This is a genomic window from Oceanobacillus piezotolerans (assembly GCF_003665065.1).
GTDB lineage: Bacteria > Bacillota > Bacilli > Bacillales > Amphibacillaceae > Oceanobacillus > Oceanobacillus piezotolerans.
Genome location: NZ_RCHR01000004.1, coordinates 274,655 through 291,260 on the forward strand (window position 1 = coordinate 274,655; position 16,606 = coordinate 291,260).

The 16,606-nt window shown below is 39.0% G+C and carries 15 protein-coding genes; 6 read left to right on the top strand and 9 right to left on the bottom strand.

Going from position 1 to position 16,606, the window contains the following annotated elements; all coding sequences use genetic code 11:
• The first annotated feature begins 84 nt into the window (after positions 1 to 84).
• A complete protein-coding gene (locus D8M04_RS20455; RefSeq protein ID WP_246001240.1) occupies positions 85 to 384 on the top strand; it encodes a hypothetical protein in 300 nt (99 codons plus the stop codon).
• 51 nt (positions 385 to 435) lie between these two features.
• Positions 436 to 615, top strand: coding sequence for a hypothetical protein (locus D8M04_RS20460; protein ID WP_246001241.1), 180 nt, complete (start codon positions 436 to 438; stop codon positions 613 to 615).
• A 688-nt stretch (positions 616 to 1,303) separates the two neighbouring features.
• Here the strand turns inward: D8M04_RS20460 and phnX are convergent.
• The 7 genes from phnX to D8M04_RS13030 form a co-directional block, all read right to left on the bottom strand.
• On the bottom strand, positions 1,304 to 2,119 hold the full coding sequence (phnX, locus tag D8M04_RS13000) for a phosphonoacetaldehyde hydrolase (RefSeq protein ID WP_121523652.1): 816 nt from the start codon (positions 2,117 to 2,119) through the stop codon (positions 1,304 to 1,306).
• Positions 2,116 to 3,210 (bottom strand): 2-aminoethylphosphonate--pyruvate transaminase, encoded by a 1,095-nt coding sequence (gene phnW / locus D8M04_RS13005; RefSeq protein ID WP_121523965.1) that lies wholly within the window; start codon positions 3,208 to 3,210, stop codon positions 2,116 to 2,118. Before phnW ends, phnX begins: the two co-directional genes overlap by 4 nt.
• 29 nt (positions 3,211 to 3,239) lie before the next feature.
• Positions 3,240 to 4,082: an ABC transporter permease subunit gene (locus D8M04_RS13010; protein ID WP_121523654.1), complete on the bottom strand. Its 843-nt coding sequence runs from the start codon at positions 4,080 to 4,082 to the stop codon at positions 3,240 to 3,242.
• Complete coding sequence (gene phnE / locus D8M04_RS13015; RefSeq protein ID WP_121523656.1) at positions 4,082 to 4,867, bottom strand: phosphonate ABC transporter, permease protein PhnE; 786 nt, start codon at positions 4,865 to 4,867, stop codon at positions 4,082 to 4,084. Before phnE ends, D8M04_RS13010 begins: the two co-directional genes overlap by 1 nt.
• Before the next feature lie 12 nt (positions 4,868 to 4,879).
• Positions 4,880 to 5,644: a phosphonate ABC transporter ATP-binding protein gene (gene phnC, locus D8M04_RS13020; protein ID WP_121523658.1), complete on the bottom strand. Its 765-nt coding sequence runs from the start codon at positions 5,642 to 5,644 to the stop codon at positions 4,880 to 4,882.
• Between the two features lie 97 nt (positions 5,645 to 5,741).
• Entirely contained in the window at positions 5,742 to 6,773 is a 1,032-nt protein-coding gene (locus D8M04_RS13025) for a PhnD/SsuA/transferrin family substrate-binding protein (protein WP_121523660.1), read from the bottom strand.
• An 18-nt stretch (positions 6,774 to 6,791) separates the two neighbouring features.
• Entirely contained in the window at positions 6,792 to 7,925 is a 1,134-nt protein-coding gene (locus tag D8M04_RS13030; RefSeq protein WP_121523662.1) for a phosphonoacetaldehyde reductase, read from the bottom strand.
• 316 nt (positions 7,926 to 8,241) lie between these two features.
• Here D8M04_RS13030 and D8M04_RS13035 point away from each other — a divergent pair, with 316 nt between their 5' ends.
• The gene (locus D8M04_RS13035; RefSeq protein ID WP_147436810.1) at positions 8,242 to 8,991 is read left to right on the top strand and encodes a DeoR/GlpR family DNA-binding transcription regulator; all 750 of its coding nucleotides are present in this window, start codon (positions 8,242 to 8,244) and stop codon (positions 8,989 to 8,991) included.
• A 374-nt stretch (positions 8,992 to 9,365) separates the two neighbouring features.
• Here the strand turns inward: D8M04_RS13035 and D8M04_RS20585 are convergent, their stop codons facing one another.
• On the bottom strand, positions 9,366 to 9,500 hold the full coding sequence (locus tag D8M04_RS20585) for a hypothetical protein (protein WP_281277129.1): 135 nt from the start codon (positions 9,498 to 9,500) through the stop codon (positions 9,366 to 9,368).
• A 92-nt stretch (positions 9,501 to 9,592) separates the two neighbouring features.
• On the bottom strand, positions 9,593 to 12,745 hold the full coding sequence (lacZ, locus tag D8M04_RS13045) for a beta-galactosidase, LacZ type (protein WP_121523668.1): 3,153 nt from the start codon (positions 12,743 to 12,745) through the stop codon (positions 9,593 to 9,595).
• A 199-nt stretch (positions 12,746 to 12,944) separates the two neighbouring features.
• Between lacZ and D8M04_RS13050 the strand changes: the two genes are divergently transcribed.
• From D8M04_RS13050 to galT, 3 genes are read left to right on the top strand one after another with little or no spacing between them, the layout of a single operon-like run.
• Positions 12,945 to 14,132, top strand: coding sequence for a galactokinase (locus tag D8M04_RS13050; RefSeq protein ID WP_121523670.1), 1,188 nt, complete (start codon positions 12,945 to 12,947; stop codon positions 14,130 to 14,132).
• Positions 14,129 to 15,130: a UDP-glucose 4-epimerase GalE gene (gene galE / locus D8M04_RS13055; RefSeq protein WP_121523672.1), complete on the top strand. Its 1,002-nt coding sequence runs from the start codon at positions 14,129 to 14,131 to the stop codon at positions 15,128 to 15,130. The genes D8M04_RS13050 and galE overlap by 4 nt, the downstream gene beginning before the upstream one ends.
• Entirely contained in the window at positions 15,127 to 16,605 is a 1,479-nt protein-coding gene (gene galT / locus D8M04_RS13060; RefSeq protein ID WP_121523674.1) for a UDP-glucose--hexose-1-phosphate uridylyltransferase, read from the top strand. The genes galE and galT overlap by 4 nt, the downstream gene beginning before the upstream one ends.
• Position 16,606: the final 1 nt, after the last annotated feature.

Sequence of the window (16,606 nt, forward strand, 5' to 3'; positions counted from 1 at the left end):
AAAAGTTGAACGGTTGAAGATTAGTTAGTACCCGTTTATAGACTGATTCTACTGGCTAGTTTGTTGATATAGAACAGACCAGCAATGAGTCTATTTGATGGCCAAGGCCTGCAAGGGTTAATTAATGAAGGAACAGCATCCCTAGTAGTTAATAAGGTTTCCATGACCTTACTTGGCGCAGTTGGTGGTACGATTGCTGTACTCGGTGCAGTGGTGCTTCCTATTGCTTCAGGTGATACGGCCTTTCGTGCAGCACGAAATATCGTTGCCGATTATATTAACGTGGACCCAAGCAAAATTGTTAAGCGTTTAGCGATTGCCATACCAATGTTTGTCATCTCATACTGGCTAACAACCATTGATTTTAATATCTTGTGGCGTTAATTCTCCTTTGCCAACCAAGGTACAGCAGCACTTGCCCTTTGGATTGGCGCGGTGTATCTCTATGTAAAGAAGAAAAATTTTGTCATCGATCTTGTTCCAGCGTTATTCATTACAGATATGATTTTAACTTATATCTTATATGATAGCGATCTTGGTTTTGGCTTATCTTACCAAGTATCTCATATGGGTGGTATCGCATTGGCCATTCTGATTGCTGCTTTATTCTTCTGAAGGGGAATAAAAATCGCAGTGAAAACTTGCTTACGGATATTGAAGTACCTTCTAATAGAGTAGCTTAGACTGTGTAAGAGATGTACTGCTATCTATAGAAAATATTATAATGACACAATTATCCATAATGGAAAAAACTTGTTTGAAGCTAGCTTTTGAATGGCACTTTCAGTAAATCTTATATTTCTTTAAGTTAATTAACCTATGTTGGTCACCCTTTTTAGGTACTGTTTGTAGTGACTGAGTTTGGAAAGACACAAGAAGGTTCCAGTGTTTCAGTACCAGTATTATTGAAACTAGGAGACTCCTACCAAAAAGCCAATTTAAGTTTAAGTTTAGTGAGAACTGATATAATCCCCTTAAGGTAAACAGATTAATAAGTAATAATCTGTTTTGTGCCTTAGGGGGAGTTTTTTTATGCCCAAAGAATCACATCCACGTGGATATAACTGTGAAGTAACAAGATCCTACAAAACGGAAGATCATACATAGAAGGAATTATCCAATGTTACAAACGAATACCTTCCCTCTTACAATCATGATAGATATCAAGTAAAAAAACGACCAGAGTCCCATGTAATACTGGGCTATGGTCGCTTATATCAATTTTATTATCTCTGCTGTCTATTTGACAGAGGCAGTTCAAAAGGTTTGCTCTTACTTGCAATTACCGAAGAATAGCTTATACTTATTTAGCGTTATGTCTTTTCCCTTCCGCAATAAGGATATTAATTTTCTCTATTAATTGTGGCAGTTCACCCATTGTATTAATGGTAAAATCCGCTCCGTTTTGTAAAAATGTTTGTGCTGTTGTCTCAATAATAGCCTCTTGCTCTTCTTTAGACAACGCATCGAACTCCTCTGAGCTCAGCCCCATTTCCGAGCTGCCAACCACAACGCCTACTGCCCAAACACCGGCACTGTTTGCCTCTCCAAAATCAGGAATAGTATCTCCCACTTTTATAACGTTCTTAGCTGCTGATAATGTTAACTTTTCCATATTTCGATAGATCATATAAGGATATGGTCTGCCAAGAGAATCTGTATCATCCGGTGTGATATAGAAGTCTGGACTATAGCCTTTTTTCGCTGCTTCTGGAACGACTACATCCATCATCATTTGCGTATATCCGGATGTAGAACCAATTTTCAACCCATTGTTTCTTAAGGTGTTAATTGTCTCAACAACCTCCGGCTTAGGATCTGTGTACTCTGATAGGGAAGCCATAAGCCCCTTTTCGAAATTAGCATACAACTTTTCCACATCTTGTTCATTATACCCTCTTCCAAACTTCTCTTTCCATAAAGCGGAAATTCTAGGCATATCCAGCATCGCACGAATATGATCAATCTTAAGCAGTCCCATTGGTGCTCTTGCCTCTTCCATTGTCACCTCAATACCCTCATCTTTAAAAATATTAATAAATGCATTTACCGGTGCAAAACATCCAAAATCAACCGTTGTCCCCGCCCAATCAAAAATTACTCCTTCAACTTTGTTCATTTTGTCATCACTCCTAAATATTCTTCGATTACATTGCACAATGTTGTTATATCTTCTTCATAAATCTCACCAATGTTTCCTATCCGGAATGTGTTAACGTCCGTTAGTTTTCCGGGATAAAGCACAAACCCTCTCTCTTTGACATAGGCATAAAAGTCTTCAAACGAAAAGGTTTCATTCGGAAAAAGAAAAGTGGTTATAATGGGTGATTGTTTTTCATCTGTTATATAAGTCTGGAATCCTAGCTTACTAAGTCTCTCTCTTAAGATTCTATTATTATTCTTATAGCGAGAATACCTTGATGGAATGCCTCCTTCTTCCTCCAACTCATCTAGCGCTTTAGAGAAAGCCGCTACAACATGGGTTGGCGAGGTGTAGCGCCATTTCCCATCCTCGTTCATGACTTTCCATTGATCATATAGATCGAATGACAAGCTGCGCGAGATTCCTTCACAAGCGATGAGCTTCTCTGTTCTAGCAATGACAAAACCAAAACCAGGAACGCCTTGAATGCATTTATTCGCACTGCTGATTAAATAATCTATCCCAAGTTCTGAAACGTTGATTTCCATTCCGCCAAAGCTGCTCATACCATCTATGATTAGCGTTTTTCCGAATTCCTTGGACAAATCAGAAACCATCTCAATCGGATTTAGTATGCCTGTTGTTGTTTCACAATGAACCATGACGATATGCGTAATATCTTGGTCTTCTTTTAATAAATTCCTAATTTCCTCTTCTTTTGGATGCTCATCATAAGCTACGCTATATTCTTTAAAAGCTAGTCCAATATATTGAGCGATCGTAACTATTCTCTCCCCGTAGGCACCATTGGTGATAATCAATGCCTTGTCGCTACCCGAGATAGTAGTATTCATTACAGCCTCTACAGCAAACGTCCCACTTCCTTGCATGAGAACCGCTGTATAATCTTTTGGATCTACTTTTGCCAATTGGAGAAGTTGCGCTCTTATTTTCTGTGTCATATTTTTATACTCACTGTCCCACGTACAACGATCCATCAGCATTTCCTCTTTCACACTGCTTGTCGTCGTCAAAGGACCAGGTGTTAAAAGTTTATAAGCATTCATATTCTTCATCTATTCTCCTTTTGTCCCCATTAGTTAGAAGATGCTGGGAAGTAACGTTTTTTCATACGAGTTGATATAACTTCTAGTAGAAAGGCAACGATAAGAATCGCATAAGTGATAAAGCCAACCTCTCTCATATCGAAGTAGAAGCTAGAAGCCATAAACAAATCAAATCCAATTCCGCCTGCTCCAGCTGCCGCTCCCATTGCTACTGCTACCCCGAAGTTGATTTCAAACCGCAAGAAGATCCAAGATAACAAATAGGTAAAAGTAGATGGTAAGACACCACTTTTGACGATATGCCACCAGCCTGCACCAGTAGATTGCAGTGCTTCTATAATCCCCTTATCGATTTCTTCAAATGCCTCGGAAAATGCTTTTACCAAGTAAGCGATTGAATGGAATAACATCCCAAGAACTGCTGCTTCACTTCCCAACCCAGCTGCAATCGCGAAGATTAACACCCATAATACGGTTGGCACAGCTCGAATAAATGCTACGAATACACGCACAATTCGTGTTAGCCATACCGGGGATAAATTGGTTGCTGCCATCAAGGAAAGGAAGAAGGCAATCACTGCGCCAATCACCGTCGCTAAGAATGCTAAGCTAAGGGTTACCCCCACTTGATAAATAGCTTCCGATAAACTTATTGTACTTAATGCTGGCTGTAGAAACATCACTTTCAAGTTATACGCTGTTTCCCTAATCGCAGAGCCTAATTCCAGTCCTGCATAGTTAAAGAAGAAAAAGGAAATCACTGTCAAAATGCTTAGAACAACGATGGTGCCTTTTAAGACTCTATCTCCTTTGTTGCCTGATTTAATAACAATACGGCCGTCTTTCTTTGTTTTTATATAGGTTGCTTCCATTATAGAATCACCTTCCGTACATAATTTGAAATTAGGTCCACCATAATAACGGTAATGACAATCGTTAATGTCACAAGTGCGACAGCATTATAATCTAACATCTTATAATACATATCAAAGGTATAGCCAATTCCCGTTCCTGTTAAAATTCCTACCAATGTAGCATTTCTAATGTTGGTTTCTACCATAAACAGCACCCAGCTGATCATCTGTGGCAAACACTGTGGAATAACAGCCTTTCCAACAATTTGGAAATAGGTTGCTCCTGTTGCTGTTAATGCTTCCACTGAACTCTGGCTCGCTTCATCTATACTTTCAATAAATGCTCTTGTTAGAAATCCTACTGTCCCAACAAATAGAGCAAGAAAGCCTGTTACCGAATTTTGCCCAAAAGAAATGAGCAAAACCAAAGACCATGCAACGACTGGGATATTTCTTGATACGGAAGCAATAAAACGGGCAAATACACTTAGAAAGTTATTTACTTTCGTCGTTTTTGAACCTAGTACACCTAGGAAGAGTGAAACTACAGCTGCTATCGTTGTTGCTGCGATCGACATGAAGGTCGTTTCCGCAAGTTTCTCGAGGATGTTTGGCAATTTATCAAGGGATTCACCTGTCACCATCAAATTAGAAGTCATCCACCCTAACGCTTCAGGAATTGTCGCTAACCCATCTGCAAAGCTAAATGATGTAATAATAGATGATAAATAGGTTAGGGTAATGATGATGAGAAGAAAGATTACTGTCTGCCATCTACTTTTTCGCATCGTTTTTTCATTCACAGTCATGTCTCCTTACGATGTTATTAAATCTTCCGTTTTCGTTCCGTAGATTCTGTTAATGTTGTCTTCATGTAGCTCAGTACTGTTTCCATTAAATACAATTTCACCTTTATTCAAGCCGATGATGCGATCTGAATAATACTGCGCTACGTCCACTTGATGTAGATTCACCAAACAAGTAATACCCATTTCAGTACTGATAGATTTTAAAAGGTCCATAATAATCTTAGAAGAATTCGGATCAAGTGAAGCAATTGGTTCATCACAGAGGATAAGCTTCGGCTCTTGAATAAGCGCTCGGCATATCCCTACACGCTGCTGCTGACCACCACTCAATTGATCACATCGTTTGTATGCATGCTCATGAATGCCCATCTTTTCCAACAGATGAAATGCAGCTGCTTTCTCCTTCTCTGTGTATCTCCCTAGAAGTCCCTGCATTGTTGTTTTATAACCAAATCGGCCATGCAGTACATTCTCAATCACGGTCAGACGAGGAACGAGATTATAGTGCTGAAATACCATTCCAATGTTTGCTCGCAAATGACGTAATTCTTTTTTATTCAAATTACCAACTTCTTGATTGTTAAAAATAATCTTTCCTTCATTAAATTCAACCATTCGATTGATACAACGCAGCAAGGTAGATTTACCAGCACCAGAAGGACCGATAATCGAAACAAGTTCTCCTGCTTTTATTTCAAAACTTATGTTCTTTAATATTTTCTTGTCAGCTGTATACGATTTTCCAAGTCCTTCTACTTTTAACAATGCCATGTGTACTACTCCTTCTTAGAGCTTATTAGCAAGCGTGCGTATATCACGTTCACACACGCTTACTGTTTTTATTCTCCCCTGTTCGTAAACAAGTGTATTAGTTAGCCATTTCGCGAATTGGGTCATACCATTCATCTTCTACTGGTAATAGTCTTTCATCTCCACTCTTAGTGAATAAAGCGTTCTGATCTGAACCTTCTGGAGCAAAGATTTTTTCATTATTTGCGAATTCAACTGAAGTTAATACTTCTTGAACTTTTTCAAAATCCTCTTGTCCGATAACATCCATATTCACTACAAACGGTTCATTCAATACTGGGGTAGCGTTCATTAATGTGAATTCCTTACCTTCTACGGTATTGAATGGCTCTGCTGCACCTTCTTTCACGGTATAGACAGCACCTTCTGTATTTTCTTCCCCATCTGCTAGCTCTACATAGTCTTCCACACAAGTGTCACAGAATGCGGCAACATCCGCATTACCAGATAATAAATTCACCGCAGAACCTTGATGGGAGTTACCAAATAATACTTGAGAGAACAGTGTTCCGCTTTCCATTAAATCTACTTCTGTTAGATCTGCATATTCATCCTGTTGGGAGAAATGGTCAATAATACTTGCAGCAGGAACTTTAAAGCCTGATGTAGAACTGTTTGAAACGAAAGAGAATCTTGTGTCTGCAATCTTATCTAGAGAGAATTCTCCGTTTTCTTTAAACTTATCTTGCTCGTCTTTATTCACTGCTAACCAGCTATAGTACATCGCATCATCCAATGTTCCGGATTCACCCGTTTTTACAGCGATCGTTCTAACTGCATCATTTCTTTTGTTCGCTTCCACATAAGCTTGTGCACCCGTGAATGCAAGGTCTGCATTATTGTTGACTAATGTTTCAATTGCAATAGAGTAATCTGTTGTTAATTGATGCTCTACCTCTTTACCTGTCGCTTCCGAAACCATTCTTCCAATCTCATCACGAGATGATTTCATATCTTGACCAGATTCATTTGGATACCAAACCATTTTAATCACATCATCCGCTTTCGCCGATCCGCTATTCCCTCCACTACATGCCGTTAACAATACTGTGAACACTAAAAGCAGAACTAATACTAATTTCGTTTTCATAAGTTACACTCCTCATCCTTAAAAAATTGATAGTAGAATTCTTTTGACATCTTCCTGTGTTAAAGCAACTGGGTTATTATCCATTCGCCCTTTTGTAAAGGCATTTGCAGATACTTTCTCTATCGTTTCTTCATTCGCATTGTAATCTCTAAGCTTGCTTCTGAACCCTGCTATCTGTTGAAAATGCTGTATCAGCTCCTGCACCTCGTTGGGGTTGTTTACTCCAAATGCTCCAAGCAGCTTACCGCTCTCGATAATAGAGTCGAAATTCTTTTCCATTACTTTACCTAACGTGATGCTTGCTGCTATTCCGTGTACCATCCCTAGTTCTAATGTAAGAGGATAGGATATCGAATGACATGCTGTTGTCCTTGTATTGCTGAAAGCTAGTCCCGCATATAAGCTTCCTAAAGCAATTTCTTTCCTAAAACTGGGATCCGTTGGCCGATCTAACACTTCTTTGAAATGGTTTACGATCTTTTTGATTGCTTCTATTGAATAAACTCTTGAAACTTCATTAGAGTTTTTTGACCAATACGCCTCCGTTGCGTGACATAAGGCATCTAGAGCAGTCGAAGCCGTTAAGCTCTTCGGTAATGATGTTGTTAGTGATGGGTCAATGATGGCTGTATGTGCATATAAACTTTCCGAATCAACGGAGAGTTTCACTCCGTTAGCGTGATCCCAGATCGTTGCCCAACAAGTTACTTCAGAACCAGTACCAGAAGTAGTAGGAATTCCAATCCATGGTACGATGCTTTGATTTTCTACATATTGCTTTTGTTGTATCATCTTACGTAAAGCAGAGACAGAATCTATTGTCACATTCTTTAAGGCAGCTAATGATTTCGAGAGATCAAGTACACTACCGCCACCAATTCCTATAATGCATTGATAATCAAAGTCTTGTATTCTTCTATAGAAGTGGTACAAGTCCTCCACATCCGGGTTGGATACCTCTACTGCTAATTCTTCAATTTCATATTCCTCAAGAATCTTAAATAAAGCATGCCCTGCTTCTGTTTCTCTAAAGTCCCCTCCTCGATGTAAAAGGAGCATCTTGTCACATTTCGGTTTCATCGTCTTTAGTACATCTTCCAAGACGCCTAACGTACCTATCTTTATTCTGACAGGATTGTAATAGTTTCCCATAGAGTGATTTCCTCTTTCCGCTCATTTTTTTGCTCCATTTTGCTTCACAATGCAAGATTAATCCGTTTTTTGCGGTTTTGCAATAGCTTTTACAGTTAATTAACATAACATTTACGCTTTTTACAATAAAAGCACACAATTTTTACTTTACAAATTGCTTTTTTTTGCTTTGTTTTGCATTTATTTTTGGATATGTTATAGTTTAGGTATTTATTAAATAAAGTGAAACTTCACGCATTGGGGAGCTTACAGACAGTTAACCTGCGATAAAGGAAGATGGGAGAGGTGAATAGTGTTACAGGAGCAAAGACATGAAATGATCAAATCTTTTTTAAAACAGCAAAAAGCCGCAAAAGCTTCCGAGCTTGCTAATTTATTGGAAGTTTCTATTGATACAGTTCGAAGGGATTTAGAGGCTCTAGAGAAAAAAGAGGTACTAAAACGAGTTCATGGAGGAGCCGTTCTCGTCGAAAATAATGATAATGTGCTTAACAAGCATTTTTTTGAAAGAGAAGTTAAAAACCTCGAGAAAAAACAAGAATTATCTTATATAGCCATTGAACTAATACAAGAAGGCCAGGCTATTGCACTAAATGGTGGGACGACAACGATTGAACTTGCAAAAGTTCTTGTCGAGAAGTTTAAGAGATTAACGATTATTACAAACGATCTTCGTATTCTAACCATTCTCTCAGCAAATAAAGATTTCAATGTGATTCTCTCTGGTGGCTTCTTTAATCCAGAAGAATACACGTTATATGGTACTCAATGTGAAGAAATTATTTCTAAGTTTAATATTGATATCGCGTTTATCACCGTGAATGGATTATCTCTAGAGCAAGGTTTAACTGATTTTAGAATGCATGAAGTCGGGGTGATCAGAACGATTCTTTCGCGGGCCAAGTACAAAGTAGTGGTCGCCGATTCATCCAAGTTTGAGACATCTTCTTATATTAACATCTGCCCACTAAAGGATATTGACCTAATCGTTTCGGATAACTCGCTACCATCTAATATAATAGAGGATTATAGCAAACAGGGTATTCGAATTCTTTCTCCACACTAATCAATTCGATCATTCTGGTACCCTTTTATTATATAGTGAAGAAATATACCAAAGAAGGTATCTCTGTGATGAACTGGTTCTGGAGTAGAAGTTCGATAGCATCCCGCATAGGCTATATCATTTTTTGCAATTTCATTTCTAAATCTAACGGCAAAACAACTTGATTTTTGATGGAATGTTTAAACATAGGGGCACCTTTGCAGATTCTTGAATGGATACTTTATTTTTATCAGAGGCTGTCCTTTTATTTTGGTCATAAAAGAGTGATACTCATCAACTTATTGGCGAGTACCACTCTTTCTAATTACCGGGGTTAACTCCCAGTCTCTTTGACTTTTTAATTTAGGGAATACTTGCCTTTACCATAGTCTGATTCATGCAAAGCTTTTCCATTGCAGACTTCGAATAAAGAACGATAATGGCAAATCATCATCATTTCGACCTACCTCTATCCAAGCATCGGGTCCCATTAGTTGCCCGAATTTTAATACAAATCCAAGCTTGTTCAACAAGAACTCCCATTCTTGTTCCTGAACTTCAACATAAACAGTTATTTTACCAATTTTATCAATCATCTTAGACAGTGGGAGCTGACCCAGTTCTATACCATTTTCGACAATACTCTCGGAGAAATCTCATTCTTCGAAAAACCGCCAAGACGGAATGCGAATTGGAAGTCGATATTTTTCAATTCATATTTCTCAAGTACACCGGGTCCACAGCTAGCTGACCCAAGACCATTCTGCTGATAATCCAAATTTAATACGATGAAATCTTGTTCCACTAGATCTGTCGTATGACGCGCGTTCTCTAGATTTTCAGTTGTATAATAATGGCTGCTAAAATTGAATAAATCAGCAGCTGCTAATAAACCAGCACCTGATTCATTTGTCAGCGTCACCCACTTCACATCGGTACGGTTGCCGTTTTCTTGTGGGACAACATACGGTGTAAATAACTCTTTAACCGTTTTAGACCATACTCCGAACCGATTCGCTTGTTTGCTGTCCACATACGATTCACCAGGGCCCCGTCCATACCAGTCAACTTGATCGAAAGCTTTTTTCAAATATAGCTGTAGTCCGACTTTTGGTAATGTAAGAGAACCTTCCCCGAACTTTTTACCATCGACTTTTACAGTAACGATTCCTGTCTTGTCAATTTCGTACGTAATGGACGTTTCAAATCCCCAATTAGAACCAGGTGGGGATATTTTCTTATTTACTGTAACGATGACGGAATCCTTTTCATCGGTATGCGCATAGTTAAAATCAACCAGTCGTTGGTGCATCATATGCACACCACTATCTTTCCATGCTTTTTCTTCACTCCGAGTCTTAAATTCTTCCTGGCCAATTCGATCATTATCCGTTGGTGCCCTCCAGAAATTAATCGAAGGCCCTTTTTCAAGTAGCTCTAAACCATGATACTTCCAAGATTCGATTTCTCCGTTCTTTTGATTGAACATCAACTCGAAAGAATCTCCCTTTACAAGTAACTGGTTGGTTTTCGAAAACGATTCAAGACTTAACGGTGAAGTTACATCTACACGTACTGCAGACGGCACGTCCGATTGTTGAGCAGATACAGGAATCAGGAACTGCTCCCATGCTACTTCATGGCCAGCTCTAGCCCATTTTGTATCATTCTTTTCCGCTAGACTTATCGTTAACCAGTAATCCGTATTTTCCTTTGCATCGAAAGAAAGAGATAGTCCGACATCCTGGTATCTTCCAGCCTCTATAACCGGAAGATTAATCGTGCCTGAATTCTCCAATACACCATCTGCATGAATCGACCAAGAACCTGTTAAATGACTTAAATCGGTAAAATCATATCGATTATGAATCCGAACGGTGCCCTCTTCCAAGTTAATAGCCTCCACCTTTACCGGCTCAATTACTTTTTTATACTCTAGCAATGCCGGAGACGGTGTTCGATCAGGCATAACCATTCCGTCAATAACAAAATTGGAGTCATGTGGTTTTTCCCCAAAATCTCCACCATACGCGAAGTATTCTTCACCCTCTGGGGTATATTGGCGTATGCCATGGTCCAGCCATTCCCAGACAAAACCACCTTGTAGGCGTTCATGCTTGTAAAATGTTTCAAAATACTCTTTAAATCCACCTGGTCCATTCCCCATCGCATGGCCGAATTCACATAAAATATGCGGCTGTTGTAAATCCGTTCTTTCACCCCATTGTTCAAGGAGCTCGACTGAACTATACATCGTAGAGAACATGTCCGCTGCTATATTTAATTCACGAGGATCATTATTGAATTTCGTCATGATGGAACGAGTCTCGCCTTCATAATGAATTAATCTCGTATCATCTCTTTGTTTCGTCCATTCTGACATTTTTATTAAGTTCTTACCGAAACCGGATTCATTACCCAAGGACCAAATAATGATGGATGGATGATTTTTATCCCTTTCAACCATCCGCTTCATACGATCTAAGTAGGCATCCTCCCAATCCGGATCTTCACTTAATTGACTAATATTCCCAACTCGATCAAATCCATGGGTTTCCAAATCCGCTTCATCAATAACGTATAATCCGTACTCATCACATAAATCATAGAAACGGGGATCATCCGGATAATGTGCCGTACGAACTGCATTAATATTATGCTGTTTCATTAACTCAATATCTTTCCTCATCCAATCGATTGGCACAGCTCTGCCTAAATCAGGATGATGTTCGTGACGATTGACACCTTTAAATAAAATAGGTACACCATTCACTTGGATAAGCCCATCTTTCATTTCCACTTGCCTAAATCCAACTCTTGTCGGAATAACCTCGATCACTTGATCATTTTCGTCCTTTAACAGAAGGAGCAGATGATATAAATATGGTGTCTCCGCAGTCCATTTTTTCGGAGCTGTTACCGGGATCCTCGCTGATAATGTTTCTTCCTTTTTATCCAGTACACCTTCCAATTTGTCCCCTGTGATATATGAAAAACTAGCATCTAATAATTGATACTCTATGCGAAAGAAACTAGAATCTTTCAGTCGTGAATGAAGCTCTGTATCTATGTGCAGTACCGCATGCTCATAATTTTTGTCAAAAGCAGTTTTCACAAAGTAATCATAAACATGCACATCAGGCTTTCTTATTAAATAAACATCCCGAAAGATTCCACTTAGCCACCACATATCTTGATCTTCAAGGTAGCTCCCGACCGACCATTGGTATACCCGAATGGAAATGGTGTTCTTTCCTTCACGAAGGAAAGAAGTAACATCAAATTCAGAGGCTAAGCGACTGCCCATGCTAAACCCGGCAAATTCACCATTCACCCAAACATGAAAGGCACTGTCCACTCCTTCAAAGCGAAGAATTGTGAACACTTGCAGCATCTGTTCTGTCACATAAAACTCTCTGCGATAAGACCCAGTAGGATTTTCAGATGGAATAAATGGCGGATCTACAGGAAAAGGATAGGAGACATTCGTATAATGCGGCCTTCCATAGCCATTCATTTGCCAGTTGGATGGCACTTGTAGATCCTCCCACCCGCTCACATCATAATCATCTTCATAAAAATCAACAGGAGCTGTATCTGGTGTTTCAGCGTAATGAAACTTCCATTGTCCATTCAATAGTTGAAAACCATTAGCATGAATTCTTTCGTACGTAAGTGCATCTTGTTTGTTTGCGTATGACATAAAGGATGAACGTTCTTTCAAGCGATTCTTTTCTAATACGGATAATAGTTGAAAATCATTTAGATGCGACATATTAACCTCCAATTAAATATTTTTCAATAGTGATAACGCCTACATTTTTTAAATTTATTATCCCCCTGTTGCGTTACGAAAAAAATAATAGTAAACTAAGGTTAACTTAATTAAATTAATTAATAAAGTTATTTTGTAATAACTATTGTACTATCAATCAATTGAATTATCAATACTTTAAAAAAAGTAGGAGGTCAAAATGAAAACGGCAGAAAATTTTACAAAAGATTTTCAAAACATTTTTCATACAACAAAGGCACCAAGAATCTTCTTTGCCCCAGGACGGATTAACCTAATAGGTGAACACACAGATTATAATGGGGCTCATGTTTTCCCCGCCGCCATTTCCTATGGAACCTATTGCCTCGGGACAAAGCGGGAAGATCAGAAGTTACGCTTTTACTCGATGAATTTCCCGGAGAAAGGAATGATAGAATGTGATCTTTCCGATTTATCATTTAATGAGAAGCATGACTGGGCGAACTACCCAAAGGGGATCTTTCTTTACTTAATAGAAAATGGTTTTCATATTTCGAGTGGCGCCGATATTTTCTATTACGGAAATATCCCAAACGGAGCCGGCCTCTCCTCTTCCGCCTCGATTGAACTGGCAACCGGAGTGTTAGTTGAAGGATTATATGCAGAGAAGATAAATCGCATGGAATTAATAAAACTTGGACAAAAAGTGGAAAATCACTATATCGGTGTGAACAGTGGGATTATGGACCAATTTGCAGTTGGGATGGGTAAGGAAAACCACGCCATGTTACTAAACTGTGACACCCTGGAGTATAAATATGCTCCAATACATCTATCCAACCACGTCATCCTGATTATTAACACCAATAAAGCAAGAAAATTAGCTGACTCCAAATATAATGAACGCCACGCCGAGTGTGAAGCAGCCTTGAGAGATTTACAGAAAAAGCTAAGAATCAATAGTTTAGGAGAATTAACGAAGAAAGAATTTGAAGAGTATAAGCATTTAATCACCAATTCAACGATTCGAAAACGTGCTAAGCATGTGGTTTATGAAAACGAGCGCACATTAAAAGCATTTGATCAATTACAGCAAGGAAACTTAGAAGCCTTTTCAAAATTATTAAATGACTCCCATATTTCATTAAGAGATGATTACGAAGTGACAGGACCGGAACTGGATACGATTGCTGAAACTGCTTGGGAGCTCGATGGTGTACTGGGAGCTCGAATGGTTGGTGGCGGGTTTGGAGGATGTGCAATTGCCATCATCGAAAAGGATAAAGCCGAAGCAGCCAAAGAACAGATCAATGCGGTCTATCAAGAGAAGTTCGGGATAAAGGCTACATTTTATACCGCTACGATTGGTGATGGCGCCAAAGAAATTACAAAAGGAGTGGTGATATGAGTATATTAGTTTTAGGTGGAGCCGGTTATATCGGTTCCCATGCAGTCTATCAATTAATCGATCAAGGGGAACATGTTGTTGTCGCAGATAACTTAACAACAGGCCACAGAAGCGCGCTTCACCCTCAAGCAACTTTTTATGAGGGAGACTTGCGAGATATGGAGTTTATCTCTTCCGTCTTTACGAAAGAAAAAATTGATGCGGTGATTCACTTTGCTGCAAATTCACTAGTTGGTGAATCAATGGAAAAGCCACTCCAATATTTTGATAATAACGTATATGGAACTCAAGCTTTACTACAAGCGATGGTCGAAGCAAAAGTTAAATATATCGTCTTCTCATCAACAGCAGCAACCTATGGTGAGCCACCATCCGTACCGATTACAGAATCTATGCCAACGAATCCGACCAATACGTATGGAGAAACAAAGCTTACAATGGAAAAGATGATGAAATGGACGGAGCAGGCACACAATATCAACTATGTTTCCTTACGCTATTTCAATGTAGCAGGCGCAAGAGAAACAGGAGAAATCGGTGAAGATCATCGCCCAGAATCACATCTTGTACCGATAATTTTACAAACTGCATTAAACCAGCGGGATTACATCACCATTTTCGGCGAAGATTATGATACGCCGGATGGCACTTGTATTCGCGATTATGTACATGTGGAAGACTTGATCGATGCCCATCTTTTAGCCTTAAAGTATCTAAGAAACGGTGGGAAAAGTGATATTTTTAACCTGGGCAGCAGTAATGGATTTTCTGTAAAAGAAATGATTGAGACGGCTCGCAAAGTCACAGGAAAAGAGATTCCTGCCAAAATCGGAGAACGCCGTGCAGGTGATCCAAGCACATTAATTGCAAGTTCTGAAAAAGCAAAACAAATTCTAGGCTGGAATCCAACACGAACAGCGATAACCAAAATAGTGGAAGATGCTTGGAACTGGCATTCTTCACATCCAGCAGGATATGGAAAGGAGGCAAAATCATGATATATCAAAATATTGAAGGGCTCATTGAACAAGCACTAAAGATGGAATTAATAGAAACAGCTGATGTCCATTACGTTCGCAATCAGGTCTTAAACCTATTAAGATTAAATTCATTCCCGGAAGCAGTAGAAAATCCAACCATTGATACGATTCCTAATATCTTGGATGCCCTTCTTTCCTTTTCCATCGAACAGGGAATAATTGAAAATGTCTTGGATGAGAAAGAGATCCTATCAGCCAATATCATGAATTGTTTTGTCGCCAGACCCTCCATTATCAATGAAATATTCTATCAGAAATATGAAGAGTCACCAAAAGCAGCAACGGACTACTTTTATAACTTAAGCAAGAACAGCAACTATATTCAAATGAATCGGATCCAAAAAAATATTTCCTTCAAAGCTGAAACTTCGTACGGTGAGATGGATATCACTATTAATCTATCAAAACCCGAAAAAGATCCAGAACAGATTAAAAGAGAGCGAGCGATGAAGCAAACTGGTAATTATCCTAAATGCCTGCTCTGTGTAGAAAACGAAGGATATGCAGGTCGAACAGGATACCCTGCAAGGGCGAATCACCGGATTATCCATGTTCCCCTCTTAGAAGAAAACTGGTATTTACAGTATTCTCCATATGTTTACTATAACGAGCATAGCATTTTGCTCTCTGAAGAGCATCGAGACATGAAGATTAATCGGAACACTTTCGAAAGACTGCTAACTTTTATTGATAAGTTTCCGCATTACTTTATCGGTTCTAATGCGGATTTACCGATTGTCGGAGGCTCGATATTGAGTCATGATCATTACCAAGCCGGGAGATATGAATTTCCAATGATGAAAGCAGAGGATGCATTTACCTTTGAACTAACAGATTTCCCTGAAGTAGCTGCATCTGTTGTGAAGTGGCCAATGTCGGTCATTCGTCTGAAAGGTGAAGTAATATCTGATCTTGTCCATGCGGCGGAACATATTTTGGATGCTTGGCGCCATTACTCCGATCCGATCGCTGATATCATTGCATTCACGGATGATACACCACATAATACGATTACACCAATTGCTCAATTTCGTGATGAGAAATTTGAGCTTGATCTCGTCTTGCGTAATAATCGGACATCTATAGAGCATCCGCTTGGAATTTTTCATCCTCATGCTGATGTTCAACATATCAAGAAAGAAAACATTGGATTAATTGAGGTGATGGGACTCGCCGTATTACCTCCTAGATTAAAAGATGAATTAAAAGAAATTAAGAACTACTTACTGGGTAATGCGGGCGATATACCAGAACACCATCAAACATGGGCAGAACAATTAAAGGAAACCTATCACCTCGTTGCAACTGATGAGGAAGCCGAAGAAATTATTAAAAATGAACTTGGGCAAAAATATGCAAGAATACTAGAAGATGCAGGCGTTCTTAAAGAACGAACTGTTTTTGAACGGTTTATTCATACATTGAATAAGTAGG